Origin of the sequence: Actinophytocola sp., assembly GCF_035762905.1 — a bacterium.
GTDB lineage: Bacteria > Actinomycetota > Actinomycetes > Mycobacteriales > Pseudonocardiaceae > DASYTH01.
The window spans coordinates 34,914-50,273 of sequence record NZ_DASUCC010000101.1 but is presented as its reverse complement, the minus strand read 5'-3'; the positions used below and the strand labels follow the sequence as shown (position 1 = coordinate 50,273).

The following is a 15,360-nucleotide window of genomic DNA, read 5'->3' as shown; positions in this document are numbered from 1 at the left end:
CCATGACCACGACGCGCGCGTCGTTCGCGCAGGAACGGCTGTACTTCGTCAACGAGCTGGAGCCCGGAAACCCCGCCTACGTGGTGGCGTTCGCGCTGCGCATCGAGGGCCCGCTGCGCACCGAGGCGCTGGCCGGGGCGCTGCGCCGGGTGGTCGCCCGGCACGACGCGCTGCGCACCAGCTACGCGGTTTCCGGCGGCGTGCTCACCCAGCGGGTCGCGCCGGAGCCGGTGCTCGAGCCGGACGTGCGGACCGAACCGTGGGTCGACGTGGCCCAGCAGGACGAGATTCTCCGCGAGCTGGTCGCCACGCAGGCCCGCCGGCCGTTCGTGCTGACCACCGGCCCGGTGCTGCGGGCCTGGATCCGCTCCTGGGACGCCGACACGCACGCCCTTGTCGTGCTGGTGCACCACATCGCCTGCGACGGCTGGTCGGTCGGGCTGCTGTTGGCCGATCTCGCCGCCGAGTACAACGGCACCGGGCCCACCGAGCCGGCCGAGTCCTACCCGGCCTACGCCCGGGACCAGCGGGCACGCTGGGCCGACGACACCGCCGGGCTCGCCTTCTGGCGGGCCGAGCTGGCCGGGGCGCCGCAGCTCGCACTGCCCACCGACTTCCCGAGGCCCGGCGTGCTGAGCTGCCGGGGTGCGGTGCTGCGCCGTCCGGTCGGCCGCGACCTGATCGAGGCGCTCACCGGCTGGGCCCGGCGGCACGGCAGCACGCTGTTCGGTGTCGCGCTTGCCGGCTACGCCGCGGTGCTGGCCCGCTACACCCGGCAACACGATGTGGTGATCGGCGTGCCGGTGGCCAACCGCATGGACGAGGTCGAGGAGCGCCTGGTCGGCTGCCTGGTCAACACCCTGCCGATCCGGGTCGACCTGTCCGGCGAGCCGACCTTCGCCGAGTTGGTGACCCGGGTGCGCCGGACCTCGATGACCGCGTTCGCGCACCAGGAAGTGCCGTTCGAGGAGATCGTGCGGGCCACCGCGGGCGGCCGGCAGCTCAGTCACGCGCCGCTGTTCCAGACCTCGCTGACCGTGCAGAACTTCCCGTTCGCCTTCCCGGAACTGACCGGTGTGAAGGTGACCGAGGTCGACGTGGAGATCGACGCGACCAAGTTCGACCTCGGGATCACCCTGGACGTGTCCACCGACAAACCGTTCCTGCGCGCCGAGTTCAGCACCGAGCTGTTCGACCCGGCCACCGCGGCGACCCTGCTGGACCACTACCTGACGTTCCTCGAGTCCATTGTGGATGATGAGGGCCAGGAACCGGACCCGGTCGACCCGGACGAGCGACGGCGGCTCACCTCCGGGGTCAACCCACCGGCCCGACCGGTGCGGCACCCCTCGGTGCTGGAGCGGTTCGCCGGGCACGCCGAGGCGACCCCGGACGCGGTGGCGATCCGGTTCCGCGACCGGAACCTGAGCTACGCCGAGCTGGACCGGTGGTCCGACCGGATCGCCGCGGGCCTTGCCGATGCCGGGATCGCCCGCGGCGACCGGGTCGGCCTGCTGCTGCGCCGCTCCCCCGCGGTCGTCGCCGCCATCCTCGGGGTCTGGAAGGCGGGTGGCAGCTACGTTCCGCTTGACCCGGAATACCCGCGGCAGCGCCTCGAGCTGATCGCCGAGAGTGCCGCCGCACCGGTGCTGCTGGTGGAGCCGGACACCGCGCAGCTCGCCGGCACCCTGCCCGCCGCCCGGCTCATCGACGTGACCACCATCACCGGCGACTCGGTTGTACCGCAACGGTTTCCCGATCCAGACGAGCTGGCCTACATCATCTACACGTCCGGCTCGACCGGTGTGCCGAAGGGCGTCATGGTCGGGCACGACGGGCTCGACGCGCTGTGCGCACCGAGCCCGGCCGGCCTGGACATCACCTCCGGCGACACCTGGCTGGGCGCCCACTCGTTCTCCTTCGACGTTTCGGTGTGGGAGATGTGGGGCGCGCTCACCACCGGCGGCCGGCTGGTGATCGCCGAGCATGCCGACCTGGTCGACCCGGATCGGCTGGCCCGGCTGGTGCTGGCCGAGCGGATCACCGTGCTGAGCCAGACGCCCGGCTCGCTGTACCGGATGCTGCCCCGCTACCTGGAACTGGCCGGGGACTCGCCGCTGCGCTACGTGGTGCTGGCCGGCGAGGCGCTGAGCTGGTCCCGGCTCGCCGCGATGGTGGCCGGGCACGGCGGCATGCGTGCCGTCTTCGTGAACATGTACGGGATCACCGAGGGCACCATCCACGTCACGATCCACCAGGTGCCGACGGACGCGCTGACCGAGGTTCGCGAGGGCAACATCGGCGTCGCGCTGCCGTCCGGCCGTTGCTACGTGCTCGACGAGCGGCGCCGCCCGGTCGGCGTGGCCATGCCTGGCGAGCTGTACGTCGGCGGATCGCTTGTGGCCAAGGGGTATCTGAACAACCCCGAGCTGACCGTCGAGCGGTTCCTGCCGGACCCGTGGGGCCCGGGCGTGATGTACAGGACCGGCGACCTGGCCCGGTGGGGCACCGACGGGAACCTGATCTACCTGGGCCGCAACGACACCCAGGTGAAGATCCGTGGGTACCGGGTGGAGTGCGCCGAGGTGGAGGGCACCCTGCTGGCGCATCCCGGCGTCCAGGCATGCGCGGTGGCCGCGGACGGTGAACAGCTGGTCGCGTTCGTGACCGGAAACCCCGGCCCGGACGCCGAACGCGAGCTGCGTGCGATGGCCACGGCGATGCTGCCCGGCTACATGGTGCCGTCGCGGATCCTCGTCGTCCCGGCGATTCCGCTCACCGCGCACGGCAAGGTCGACACCGCCCGGCTGCTCGCCGAGAGCACGGCGGCCAGAGCGACGGCGCCCGTTTCGCTGATCCGCGGCCGGGCGTCCTCGATGGCCGAGCACATCCGTCGCTTGTGGACAGAAGTACTGAACCGCCCGGACGTCGGGCTACACGACAACTTCTTCGATCTCGGCGGGCACAGCTTCGCCCTGATCACGTTGCAACAGCGGATGGCCGAGGAGGGCCTGGACATCTCGGTGACCGACCTGTTCCGGTTCGGCACCGTTGCGGCGTGCGCGGCGCACTTCGAACGGACCGCGCCGCGCGTCGCCGACGACCATCTCGAGCAGCGCCGGACCGGCCGCGCCCTGCTCGCCGAACGCCGTAAGGGAGCACGATGACTGAGCAGTTGGAGCCGGGCCGGGTGGCCATCGTCGGCATGGCGGTCCGGGTACCCGGCGCCGGGCGGGACCTGGACCTGTTCTGGCACAACATCGAGAACGGCGTCGACTCGGTCGGCTTCTTCGGCCGCGACCAGCTCACCGAGTGGGGCGTCCCGGACGAGGTGATCGACCAGCCGAACTTCGTGCCGGCGCGGGCCATCCTGCCGGACGCGGAGTGCTTCGACGGGCGGCTGTTCGGCTACTCCGGTCAGGACAGCGCGCTGATGGACCCGCAGCAGCGGGCGCTGCTGGAGTGCGCGTGGGGCGCGCTGGAGCATGCCGGCTACCCGCCGATCGCCCCGGACGGCAACCGGATCGGCGTGTACCTGGGCACCGGGATGAACGTCTACCTGCTGGACAACGTGTGGCCCAACGAGAACCTGGTCCGCTCGGTCGGTGGCCTGCAGGTGCTCATCAACAGCGACAAGGACTTCGCGGCCACCCGGATCGGCTACAAGCTGAACCTGCAGGGGCCGGCCATGTCGGTGCAGACGGCCTGCTCCACCTCGCTGGTCGCGGTCCACCTCGCGGTGCAGAGCCTGCTCACCTACGACGCGGACCTGGCGCTCGCCGGGGCGGCCACCATCGGCCCGCCCACCCGGCGCGGGCACCTGTTCGAACCCGGCGGCGTGTTCTCCCCGGACGGCTACTGCCGGTCGTTCGACACCGAGGCGGCGGGCACGGTCGACGGCGACGGCGCGGGTGTGGTCGTGCTCAAGCGGCTCGAGGACGCGGTGCGGGACGGCGACTTCATCCACGCGGTGATCGCCGGGTCCGCGGTGAACAACGACGGCGCCCGCAAGGCCGGCTTCACCGCCCCCGGCCCGGCCGGGCAGGCCGCGGTGATCTCCGCGGCGCTCGGCGTCGCCGGGTTCCACCCGGACACGATCGGCATGATCGAGGCGCACGGCACCGGCACCGCGCTCGGCGACCCGATCGAGGTGGCCGCGCTGCGCCAGGTCTTCGACTCCACCAACGCCGACCGGCCGCCGTGCGCGCTGACCGCCCTGAAGTCCAACATCGGCCACCTGGACAGTGCCGCCGGCATCGTCGGCCTGATCAAGGTCGCGCTCGCCCTGCGGCACAAGACGATTCCGCCCGTTGCGCACTTCACCGCACCGAACCCGGCGCTCAAGCTGGCGGACTCGGTCTTCACGATCCCGGCCGCGGCCCGACCCTGGGAGCCGATCGGCGGAGTGCGCCGGGCCGGCGTGAGCGCGTTCGGCATCGGCGGCACCAACACCCACGTGGTGCTCGAGGAGGCGCCGGACCGCGCGCCCGCGCCGCTGCGGATCGCCACTCAGCTGATCATGGTGTCCGGCCGCACGAAGGAGGCGGCCGAGCAGAACCTGTGCCGGGTGAGCGAGTTCGTGGCCGGTGCGGCCGGGCCGGAGCACGCCGACATCGCCTACACGCTGCGCACCGGACGGGCCGCACTGCCGTGGCGGGCAACCTTCCTGACCAACCACGACGTGCTGCCGCACCGCGGCGTGGTGCGTGCCGACCCGTCGCCCCCCGCCGTGCTGTTCGTCCTCACCGGCGACGGGGAATGGACCGGCAACCGGAAGAACTACGACGCCGACCCGGTCTACCGCGGCATCCTCGACGAGGGCTACGCCCAGCTTCGCACCGACGCGCCGGACCTCGACGAGGACGCCCGCACGGAGGCGCACCGGTACCTGGCCGCCGCCGCGCTGGCCGAGTCGTTGCGCAGCCGCGGAATCCAGCCGGCGGCGGTGATCGGCACCGGCACCGGCGCGATCGCCGCGGCGTGCACGGCCGGGGTCATGTCCATCGCGGACGGGCTCCGTCTGGTGACCGGCTCGGGCCACCGGATCGCCCTGCGCGCACCGGACATCGCGGTGTACTCGCCGGCCACCGGCGCGCTGCTCACCGACGAGGAGGCGGTCGACCTCCAGCTGTGGCAACGGTTGCGCGTGCTGCCCGGATCCGAGCACATCGCGCCGGTGGTCGCCGGCCTCGATCCGGTCGCCTCGGTCGAGATCGGCTCCCAGGTCACCCTGCGCCGCCCCGACGGAACCGAGTTCGGTCTGCGCGCGCTGACCGAACGGCTCGCGGCCAAGCCGGAGGACCGGCACGCCCGGCTGCTCGCCGCCGTCGGCGTGCTCTGGGAACTGGGCATCGGCGGCGCCTGGGACCCCGCACACGACGAGGGTCGCCAGCGGGTTCCGGCGCCGACCTACCCGTTCGCCGCCACCCGGCACTTCATCGACCCACCGACCCCGGTCACCACCGCGAGAAAGGGCTGACCATGCCTGAGATCACCGAACTGCCCGAACTGACCGCCGAACTGGCGCGCCTGTGGATGGAGGTGCTCGGCGTCGACTCGGTGGACGAGCAGGACGACTTCTTCGACCTCGGCGGCCACTCGCTGAGCGCGCTGCGGCTGTCCACGCTGATCCGGTACGAGCTGGAGCTTCCGGTCATGCTCCCGCAGGTCGTGGCGAACCCGCGCTACGCCGACCTGCGCGAGGTCGTAGCGCAGGCGGCGCGGGACCGCCTGGCCGAACCGGTGACCGAAGCCTGATGTCCAGCATCGCGGCGTGGGCGCCGCTGGTCGCCGAGGTGCTCGGGCTGCCCCCCGAGCGGGTACCGGACGCGGTCCGGACCGGGTCGTTCGTCGGGCTTGGCGGCACCTCGCTGCAGGCGATCGCCCTGGTGTCCCAGGGCCAGCACCGCCTCGGTCTCGACCTGGACATCGCCAGGGTGCTGGCCACCGGTCCGCTCGGCGAGGCGCTCGAGGCCGCCACGGACTATGTGGAAACCGCCCCACTACCAACCGATCCGGCGCGCGGCCCGGTGCGCCGGGAGCTGCTGCCCGGCCAGAAGGCGATGCTCGCGGCGCACGTCCTCGGCCAGGACCAGCCCTACCGGCTGATGTTCACCCTGGAGCCGCCGGCACCGCTCGACCCGGACCGGACCCGGGACGCGCTGCGCGCGTTGGCCGCCCGGCATGAGTCGCTGCGCACGATGTTCGTGCGGGACTCCTCCGGACCGGGGCGGATCGTGTTGCCGGTTCCGCACCGGCCGCGGCTGCTGCACCAGGCCCTGCCGGAGGGTGCCGACGCCGTCCGCACCGTGCACGAGCTGTACGGGCGGGGTGCCGGAGACCTGCTGCGGCCGTTCGAGGCCCCGCCGGTGGCGTTCGTGCTCACCCAGGCCGGCGAGCGGAGCCTGCTGACCCTGCTGGCCCACCACACCGTGGTCGACGGGTGGAGCATCGGCGTGCTGTGCCGGGACTTCGTCGAGCTGTACCAGAACGGAGGCGGCGCCGCGGCCGGTCCGTCACCGGAGTGGATCGCCTCCCGGCTGGCCGCCGCCGACCCGGCCGGCGCACTGGACCGGGTCGCCGCCCGCCTGGCCGGCGCGCCGAGGACCGTGGCCCTGCCCACCGACCTGCCGCCGGTCACCGAGGCCGACGGGCACGGCGCCCGCCTGGTGTTCGCCCTGTCCGGCGCGGCGACGGCGGCGGCCACCGCGCTGGCCCGACGCAGCCGGACCACCGTGACCACGGTGCTGATGTCGGCGTGGGCGCTGGCCGTGGCCCGACGGGCCGGGCTGGACGATCTCGTGCTCGGCGTGCCGGCGGCCGGCCGGTTCGAGGCCGGCATGGCCGGGATCGTCGGGCTGTGCACCCGGGTTGTTCCGGTGCGCTGCCGGGCCGGCGACCAGCTGTCCGGCCTGGGGTTCCTGCGCGGCACGGCCGGCGCGCTGGCCGACGCCGTCGCCGACGCGGACCTGCCGTTCGAGCGGGTGGTCGGCGGGCTCGGCGTGGCCACCGATCCCGGCCACAACCCGTTGGCCCAGATCGGGTTCGCCGCGCACCACGAGCTGGTGCCGGACGCGTTCGCCGCCGGCGAGCAGACCTGGCGGATCCACGAGGGCTACTGCCACGGCGCGGTCTTCGACGTGTTGCTGTACCTGCAAGCCTGGTCCGACCGGCCGCGGCTGGCCCTGGAGTACGCCACCTCGGTGCTGACCGCCGCCGACGCCGGTGAGCTGGCCGAGTCGGTGCAGGCGGTGCTGATCGAGCTGGCCGCCGACCCGGAGGCGGAGCTGGCCCGCGTCACCGGCCTGTCCCCCGGCCAGCTCCGGCGGCTGCGGGCGCTCGGCGACGGCGCGGAGTTCGACACCACCGGGGACATCTGGAGCGCCTTCGAGCGGCACGCGCGGGAATCGCCGGACGCGACGGCGATCACCGACGTCGCCACCGGCACCACGCTGCGCTATCGCGAGCTGCACGAGCGGGCGCTGGCCCAGGCCGCGCTGCTGCACGAGTGTGGGGTCCGCCCGGGTGACCTGGTCGCGCTCGAGCTGGCCCGGTCGGCGGCGGAAGCCGTTGCGGTACTGGGCATCCTGCGGCTCGGCGCCGGCTACGTCGCGGTGGACCAGGCGGCCACCGCCGAGTGGCGGGCACACCTGGTCGCCGCGGCCGCACCGGTCGCGCGGATCGGTGACCACCCCGGCATCGATCCGGTATGGACGGACACTGTGGACTGTCCGGCGGCCGGCGCCGGGGACGTCGCCGCGCTGCCGCCGTTCGCGGCCCGGCCGGCCGGGACCGCCTACGTCGCGTTCACCTCCGGATCGACCGGGGCGCCCAAGGGCGTCGTGGTCCCGCATCGCGCGGTGCTGCGGCTGGCCGCGGACCACCGGATGATCGCCGACCCCGCCGGGTCGGCCATGCTCCGCCTTGCCCCGCTCGCCTTCGACGCCTCGACGCTGGAGTTGCTGGTGCCGCTGGTGAACGGGCACGCGGTCACCGTGTACCCGCCGGGCGAGGCGACCCCGCACGACCTGACCGAGTTCCTGCGCACCAATCCGGTCAGCCACGCCTGGCTGACCTCCGGGTTCTTCCACCTGGTCGCCGACCACCGGCCGGACGCCTTCCGCGGACTGCGTCAGCTGTTCACCGGCGGCGGCGTGGTCTCGCCGGCGCACGTGCGGCGCGTGCTCGAGCACTGTCCCGGGCTGCGGATCACCAACGGCTACGGGCCGACCGAGAACACCACGTTCACCGCGACGTTCGACGTGGATGCCCCGCACGAGGTGCCCGACCCGCTGCCGATCGGGACTCCGGTGCGCGGAACCCGGTTGTACGTCGTCGATCCGGCCGGCCGCGCCGTCGCGCCCGGCGCGATCGGCGAGCTGCGTACCGCCGGGTGGGGTTTGGCCGACGGGTATCTTGGCGAGCCGGAGCGCACCGCCGAGTCGTTCGTGCGCGGCCCCGGCGCCCGGCGGTACCGGACCGGCGACCTGGTGCGCTGGGGCGCCGACGGGTTCCTGCGCTTCCTCGGCCGCAACGACCGGCAGGTCAAGATCGCCGGACACCGGGTGGAGCTGGTCGACGTGGAGCGCCGGATCCGGGAGCTGCCCGGGGTGCTCGACGTCGTGGTGTTCCTGGCCGGCGACGGCCCGACCAACGCCCGGCTGTGCGCCGCGGTCAAGGGCGACGCCCCGGTTCCGGTGTTGCGGCAGGCGGTCGAGCCGGGGCTGGCGCCCTACGCCCGGCCGCAGCGCTGGTTCAGCGTCGAAGAGTTCCCGTTGGACCGCAACGGAAAGGTCGATCTGCGGACGCTCGCCGCGCGGTCGCACACGCCGCAGGCCACCGAGCCGGGACCGGCGCGGGCCGCGGTGATGTCGGTGTCGCTCGCCGATCTGGAGGAGCTGGTCGCCGCGGCCTGGATCGTGGCGCTCGGCACCGACGACTTCGACCTGGACGAGGCGTTCTTCGACATCGGCGGGGACAGCCTGAGCCTTGCCGTCGCCCGCAAGCTGATCCAGCAGCGGCTCGGCCGGCAGCTCCCGCTCACCGATCTGTACCGGTTCCCGACCGTGCAGGCCCTCGCCGCGCATCTGCACGCACACATCTCAGGAGTGGCAGCGTGACCGAGGACATCGCGATCGTCGGCATGGCCGGACGTTTCCCCGGTGCGGACGACGTTTCCGAGTACTGGTCGAACATCCTGGCCGGCCGGGTCACGGTGACCGAGCTGGACAGCCGGCTCGACGATCCGGCGTACGTGCCGGCCCGGGGCGTGCTCGACGGCGCGGACGAGTTCGACGCGGAGTTCTTCGGGATCACCCCGGCCGAGGCGGCGATCATGGATCCGCAGCACCGGCTGCTGCTGGAGACCGCGTGGACGACGCTGGAGTCGGCCGGGCTGGCCGGTTCCGCGCCGTTCGGCCGGGTCGGGGTGTTCGCCGGCGCCGGCTACAACTACTACCTGCACAACCACGTGCTGGCCCGGCCGGACGTGCTGGACACCCACGGGCTGCTGTCCATCGTGCTGGGCAACGAGAAGGACCACCTGGCGGCCAGGATCGCCTACCGGCTCCAGCTCGGCGGCCCGGCGATCACCGTGCAGACCGCGTGCTCCACGTCGCTGGTCGCGGTGCACCTGGCCTGCCAGAGCCTGCGCACGGGCGACTCGGACGTGGCGCTGGCCGGTGGGGTGTGCGTGGCGCTGCCGCAGCGGTCCGGATACCGCTACGAGCCCAAGGGAATCCTGTCGCCGGACGGGGTCTGCCGGCCGTTCGACGCCACCGCCAACGGCACCGTGCCGGGCAACGGGGTGGCGATGGTCGCGCTGAAGCGGGCCGGCGACGCCCGCCGGGCCGGCGACCCGATCTACGCGCTGATCAGGGGGTCGGCGGTGAACAACGACGGCGGGGCCAAGGTCGGTTACACCGCGCCGGGCGTCGCCGGCCAGATCGACGTGCTCAGCCGGGCCTACGCCGGCGCCGGGGTGGACCCGGCGACCGTGGGATACGTGGAGGCGCACGGCACCGCGACCGAGGTGGGCGACGCGATCGAGTTGGCCGCGCTCACCGAGGTGTTCGGCGGCGCGGCCGGGCCGTGCTCGCTTGGCTCGGTCAAGGCCAACGTCGGGCACCTGGACGCCGCGGCCGGGGTGGCCGGCCTGATCAAGGCCGCGCTCGCCCTGTCCGACAAGCGGATCCCGCCGCTGGCCGGGCTCAAGCAGCCCCGCCCGGAGCTGCTCGGCGGTCCGACGCCGTTCCGGCTGGACGGTACGGCCCGGGACTGGCCTGCGCCCGCGAACGGTCCGCGCCGGGCCGCAGTCAGCTCGTTCGGCCTCGGCGGCACCAACGTGCACGTGGTGCTCGAGGAGGAGGTGCCGGTGCAGGTGCCGGCGGGGGACGGGCCGGCCGAGGCACTGCTGCCGGTCTCGGCGCGCACCCCGGAGGCGCTGCGCGCCGCGGCGGACCGGCTGGCCCGGCACCTGCGCGAGCGGCCCGGTCTTTCGGTGCACGACGTGGCGCTGACCCTGCAGTCGCACCGCCGGCACTTCCCGCATCGCCTCAGCGTGTGCGCCACCGACGTGCCGGACGCGGTGGCCCGGTTGGGCCGCGCCCGCGGCAGGGCGACCGTGCGCCGGCCGAGCACGGTGTTCCTGTTTCCCGGTCAGGGCGCGGAGTTCGCCGCGATGGCCGCCGAGCCGTACCGGCGCTACCCGTCGTTCCGGGCCGACATCGACCTTGGCGCCGGGCACCTGCGCGAGCCGCTCGGCTTCGACGTGCGTGACGTGTTGCTGCGCGACGAGTCCGGTGGGCTGATCCACCGCACCGACGTCACCCAGCCGGCGCTGGTGCTCTACGAGTACGCGCTCGGCCGGCTGCTGCTGGGCTGGGGCGTGCACCCGACCGTCCTCATCGGACACTCGGTCGGCGAGCTGGCGGCCGCCGGCCTGGCAGGTGAGCTGGACCTGGCGGACATGCTGCGGCTGGTCGCGGTGCGCGGTGCGCTGATGCAGGACGCGCCGGAGGGCGGCATGGTGGCCGTGCTCGCCGGCCCGGCCGAGCTGGGCGGATTCCTTGCCGGGCTGGACGAGCTGGACATCGCCGCGGTCAACGGGCCGGACAGCGTCGTGGTCGCCGGCCCGGTGGCGCCGCTGGAGCGGTTGCGGGACCGGCTCACCGATGCCGGCGTCACGCACCGGACGCTGCCGGCCACCCGCGCCTTCCACAGCCGGATGATGGCCGGTGCCGCCGAGGCGCTGGACCGCGCGGCGGCCGCGATCACCCCACGACCGCGCGACTACGACGTGATCAGCAGCGTGGACGGCGCGGTGCTGCCCCGTGGCCGGGCGCGCGCCGCCGGGTACTGGGCCGAGGCGCTGCGCCGGCCGGTCCGGTTCCACGACGCGGTGCGGACCGCGCTGGACCGGCCGAACCCGGTGCTGGTCGAGGTGGGGCCGGGCACCGCGCTGACCGGGCTGGTCCGGCCGGCCGGCGACCATCCGGTGGTCGCGCTGCAACCGCGCCGCGGCGGCGATCGCGGCATCTTGGCCGGTGCCGGTGCGCTGTGGGCGGCCGGCGTGGACCTGGACTGGCCGGCGGTCCGGGCCGGGGCCGGCGTGCGTGGCGCCGGCCTGCCCGGCTACCCGTTCGCCGGCACCCGGCACTGGCTGGACGCCGGGCCGGCCCCGGCCGAGCCCGAGGCGGCGCGGCCCGCACCGGCCGGCGGTGCGCTGGCGACGGTCATCGAGTTGTGGCAGACCATGCTCGGGTCCGCCGAGATCACCGCCGACACCAGCTTCTTCGCCATCGGCGGCGAGTCGCTGACGTTCCTGCGCATGATCTCCCGGGTGCAGCGCCGGTTCGGCGTGGCGCTCTCGGTGGCCGAGCTGACCGAGACCGCCACGCCGCGGGCGATCGCCGACCAGGTGGAGGCCCACCGATGCGCGTCCTGACCGGAGTCGACACCACGCTGGCCACCGCCGTGGCCGCCATCCTGGTGCACCGCCTGGAGAACACCGAGTCCGTGACCGTCGCGCTGCCGGACGGCGGCGTCACGCTCGCCGTCCGTGGCGAGGACACGCTGACCGGGGTGCTCGGCCAGGTCCGCACCGCACCCCGATCCGCACCGTCCACACCGGACATCGCGGTCGGAACGGCCGCGCCGGACGAGGCCGCCACCCTCGGCGCGGTCGCGGTGTGGCTCCGCTCCGCGCCGCCGTTTCTGGCCGAGCGGCTGCATACGCTGCTCGACTCGCTGTCCGCCGACCCGGACCGGCCGGTCCACGCGGCCACCGTCGTCGGCCCGCGGGAGCGCCGGACCCTGCTCGGCTTCAACCCCGAACCCGGGCCCGGGCCGGTGATCCCGGTGCACGAGCTGATCTGCCGGCAGGCGGCGCACACCCCGGACGCGCTCGCGCTGCGCGGCGACGGGCGAGACCGGACCTACCGGGAGCTGCTGGACGAGGCCGCGGCCATCGCCGGCCGGCTGCGGGCCGACGGGGTGGGCCCGGGGTCGGTGGTCGGCCTGTGCACCGAGCGCAGCACCGCCATGGTCGTCGCGGTGCTTGCCATCCTGCTGGCCGGCGCGGCCTACCTGCCGCTGGACCCGACCCACCCGCCGGCCCGCAGGCGGCTCATGCTGGAGTCGGCCGGCGCACACCTGCTCATGGTGAGCCAGGAGTCATTGGTCCACAGTGGACTGCCGGTTCGCACGCTGGCCGGCGAGCCGCTCACCGGACCGGCCGCGCCCGCCGAACCGGTGGACTGGCGTGGATACCGGGCGCCACGGGAGGTCGTGCACGGCCTGTGCTACGTGATCTTCACCTCCGGATCGACCGGAACGCCCAAGGGCGTCGAGATGACGCACCTGAGCCTGGCCAACCGACTGACCTGGATGCAGCGGGAGTACCGGCTCGACGCCGGTGACGTGGTGCTGCAGAAGACCCCGTACACCTTCGACGTGTCGGTGTGGGAGCTGCTCTGGCCGTTCCTGGCCGGCGCCCGGCTCGTGGTGGCGTCCCCGGACGCGCACCGCGACCCGCAGCAGATCCCCGAGCTGATCGCCCGCGAGTCGGTCACCACCGTCCACTTCGTCCCGTCGATGCTCGCGCTGTTCGTCGCCGAGGACGATGCCGCCCGGTGCACCAGCCTGCGCCGGGTCATCTGCAGCGGCGAGGCGCTGCCGCCGAAGATCGCCAACCGGCTCACCGCGCTGCTGCCGCACACCCGGGTGGACAACCTCTACGGCCCGACCGAGGCCGCGATCGACGTCACCGCATGGACCTGCCGCCGGCCCGAGCCGGACGACGGCGTGCCGATCGGCCGGCCGATCACCAACGTGCTCGCCTACGTCCTGGATCAGCGCGGCGACCTCGCCCCGCTGGGCACCGCCGGCGAGTTGGTGCTCGGCGGGCGCTGCCTGGCCCGCGGCTACGCCGGCCGGCCCGACCTGAGCGCCGAGCGGTTCATCGAGACCCGGGTTTCCGGCCGGCCGCAGCGCGTCTACCGCACCGGGGACCTGGCCCGCTGGTCCCCGGCCGGACACCTGGACTACCTCGGCCGGATCGACACCCAGGTCAAGATCCGCGGCCAGCGGGTCGAACTGGGCGAGATCGAGTCGGTGCTCAACCGGCATCCGGACGTCGGCACCGCCGTGGTGCTGCTCCGCGACGACCTCGGCGCCTCCCTCACGCTGGTCGCCTACCTGGTGGCAGAACCCGGCGCCGACCCCGACCCGGAGCGGATACGGGCGTTCGCGGCCGAGCACCTGCCGGCCGTCATGGTGCCGGTCCGCTACCTCACCCTTGCGGCACTTCCCCTGTCCCCCAACGGAAAGATCGATCGCCGGGCGCTGCCGGCGCCACCCCGTCGGACCGGGTCCGCTCGTACTCCCGTGACGCGGCCACCATCACCAGCGCCGTTGCGTTGCTTCCTGGACTCCCCGGTGGCGCCTACGACCCCGTAGCCCATACTCGGGCGCGACGCTCAGGATTCGCCGCGAGCATCCCTTCGCGCGATGAAGACGGCCCAGGAGGACACACTCCATCCCACACCTAGCGCGGCACCGAGAGCGATGTTGTCAAAACCCCGACGACGACGCCGAAGAGAGCGCCAAACGCGATCCAGACCCCGAGATTTCCCCAGATCCCGAGACCTTCGACGAGCCACGGCGCACCGCCACCGCCTACGTCCGTGGGCTGCCGTCGGACATGGAGCACAAGAACTACTGGGCCGGTCGCTGCGCGATCGCGCTCACGTAGGCGATGTGGCCGAAGAACTCGCCCGCCTCACTGCGGCGCTTGGCCTCCGCGCGGAGCGCCTCGGCCATGCCGGGTCCGACCCGTCCGCCGGTGAGCAGGGCGTCGATCCCCCGGTCGATGAGCGCGAGCAGGTAGCCGGACGCCGAGGGCGCGTCCAGATAGTTGTGCCCCCGCAACCGGATCCAGTGGAAGCCGGCGGCGCCGAGCAGCGCGGGCAGCCGCCGGGGCAGCCAGCGGTCGTGCACCAGGAAGCCGACGGCCGCGTCGGCACACGCCTGCAACGGATCGGCGGCCGAGGTGGCCACCGAGACCGTGTTGTAGTCGCCGTCGAAGATGGCCACGGACCCGCCCGGCCGGAGCACCCGCATCGCCTCGACCAGCGCCAGCGCCGGGTCGGCGACATGGCAGAGCACGGTGTGGAACACGGCGACGTCGACCGAGGCGTCCGGCAGTGGCAGGGCCTGCGCGTCGCCGGTCATGAAGGTCAGGTTCGGCAGCCGCGCACCCAGCTCCCGGGCCTTCTCGATGAACACCGGCGACGGGTCGATGCCGACCACCTCGCCGACGCCGGGCCAGACCGCGAGCGACCGGGCCACCGGCCCCGGACCGCAGCCGATCTCCACCACCCGCGCCTCGGCCGGAAACGCCACCTCGGACAGGTACTCCTCGCGCATCTGCCGCTGCCGGGGATCGGCGGCACGCAGCTCGAGGGTGTCCACCAGCGGTCCGACGACGGCGGCCTCGGCGGTGGCGATCGTGGTGTAGACATCGGGCATCGCGGCGTCCCTCTCGGCTCGACGACGAACGGTCCCCTCCCGATCCTTGTCGAGCGCCGGTCGGACATCGCGTCGGGGTCCGTTCGGCGGTAGGCGAGGGTGGGGCCGGAGTCCACAGTGTTCTGATGGATTTCTCGGTGCCCGGACCGGTTCGGTGCTGGCACGAGGGCAGGCCGACGCGCTCGCCGAGCTGCACCGGATCCGCACCCGCCTGGTCGGCGAGCTGGGCATCGAGCCCGGTGCACTGGGCACACCGGGTGCGCCGCGCGTTTTCGGACGGGCAGGGAGGATCGCGCAGCGCTCTTGCGGCCGGCTGGCTGTGCCCTGGCCGTC

The 15,360-nt window shown here is 73.7% G+C and carries 7 protein-coding genes; 6 read left to right on the top strand and 1 reads right to left on the bottom strand.

The genetic code is table 11. The features are described from left to right. Positions 1-2 precede the first annotated feature (2 nt). The 6 genes from VFV67_RS22540 to VFV67_RS22515 are packed head-to-tail and all read left to right on the top strand — an operon-like array spanning position 3 to position 13,956. Positions 3-3,167 carry an amino acid adenylation domain-containing protein gene (locus VFV67_RS22540; RefSeq protein WP_326472597.1) on the top strand — a complete coding sequence of 1,055 codons (3,165 nt, stop codon included), beginning with the start codon at positions 3-5 and terminating at the stop codon, positions 3,165-3,167. Continuing rightward, entirely contained in the window at positions 3,164-5,479 is a 2,316-nt protein-coding gene (locus VFV67_RS22535) for a type I polyketide synthase (protein ID WP_326472596.1), read from the top strand. The genes VFV67_RS22540 and VFV67_RS22535 overlap by 4 nt, the downstream gene beginning before the upstream one ends. Before the next feature lie 2 nt (positions 5,480-5,481). Then, positions 5,482-5,757, top strand: a complete 276-nt coding sequence (locus VFV67_RS22530) for a phosphopantetheine-binding protein (protein ID WP_326472595.1) — start codon at positions 5,482-5,484, stop codon at positions 5,755-5,757. Then, positions 5,757-9,119 carry an amino acid adenylation domain-containing protein gene (locus tag VFV67_RS22525; protein WP_326472594.1) on the top strand — a complete coding sequence of 1,121 codons (3,363 nt, stop codon included), beginning with the start codon at positions 5,757-5,759 and terminating at the stop codon, positions 9,117-9,119. The genes VFV67_RS22530 and VFV67_RS22525 overlap by 1 nt, the downstream gene beginning before the upstream one ends. After that, the gene (locus VFV67_RS22520; protein WP_326472593.1) at positions 9,116-11,944 is read left to right on the top strand and encodes a type I polyketide synthase; all 2,829 of its coding nucleotides are present in this window, start codon (positions 9,116-9,118) and stop codon (positions 11,942-11,944) included. Before VFV67_RS22525 ends, VFV67_RS22520 begins: the two co-directional genes overlap by 4 nt. Continuing rightward, complete coding sequence (locus VFV67_RS22515) at positions 11,932-13,956, top strand: amino acid adenylation domain-containing protein (RefSeq protein WP_326472592.1); 2,025 nt, start codon at positions 11,932-11,934, stop codon at positions 13,954-13,956. The genes VFV67_RS22520 and VFV67_RS22515 overlap by 13 nt, the downstream gene beginning before the upstream one ends. A 258-nt stretch (positions 13,957-14,214) precedes the next feature. Here the strand turns inward: VFV67_RS22515 and VFV67_RS22510 are convergent, their stop codons facing one another. After that, complete coding sequence (locus tag VFV67_RS22510; protein ID WP_326472591.1) at positions 14,215-15,027, bottom strand: methyltransferase domain-containing protein; 813 nt, start codon at positions 15,025-15,027, stop codon at positions 14,215-14,217. Between the last annotated feature and the right edge of the window lie 333 nt (positions 15,028-15,360).

What these genes read in the sequence shown, in the direction of transcription:
- VFV67_RS22515 (WP_326472592.1), top strand. Translation starts at nt 11,932, where the DNA reads ATGCGCGTCCTGACCGGAGTCGACACCACGCTGGCCACCGCCGTGGCC.
- VFV67_RS22535 (WP_326472596.1), top strand. Translation starts at nt 3,164, where the DNA reads ATGACTGAGCAGTTGGAGCCGGGCCGGGTGGCCATCGTCGGCATGGCG.
- VFV67_RS22540 (WP_326472597.1), top strand. Translation starts at nt 3, where the DNA reads ATGACCACGACGCGCGCGTCGTTCGCGCAGGAACGGCTGTACTTCGTC.
- VFV67_RS22530 (WP_326472595.1), top strand. Translation starts at nt 5,482, where the DNA reads ATGCCTGAGATCACCGAACTGCCCGAACTGACCGCCGAACTGGCGCGC.
- VFV67_RS22510 (WP_326472591.1), bottom strand. Translation starts at nt 15,027, where the DNA reads ATGCCCGATGTCTACACCACGATCGCCACCGCCGAGGCCGCCGTCGTC.
- VFV67_RS22525 (WP_326472594.1), top strand. Translation starts at nt 5,757, where the DNA reads ATGTCCAGCATCGCGGCGTGGGCGCCGCTGGTCGCCGAGGTGCTCGGG.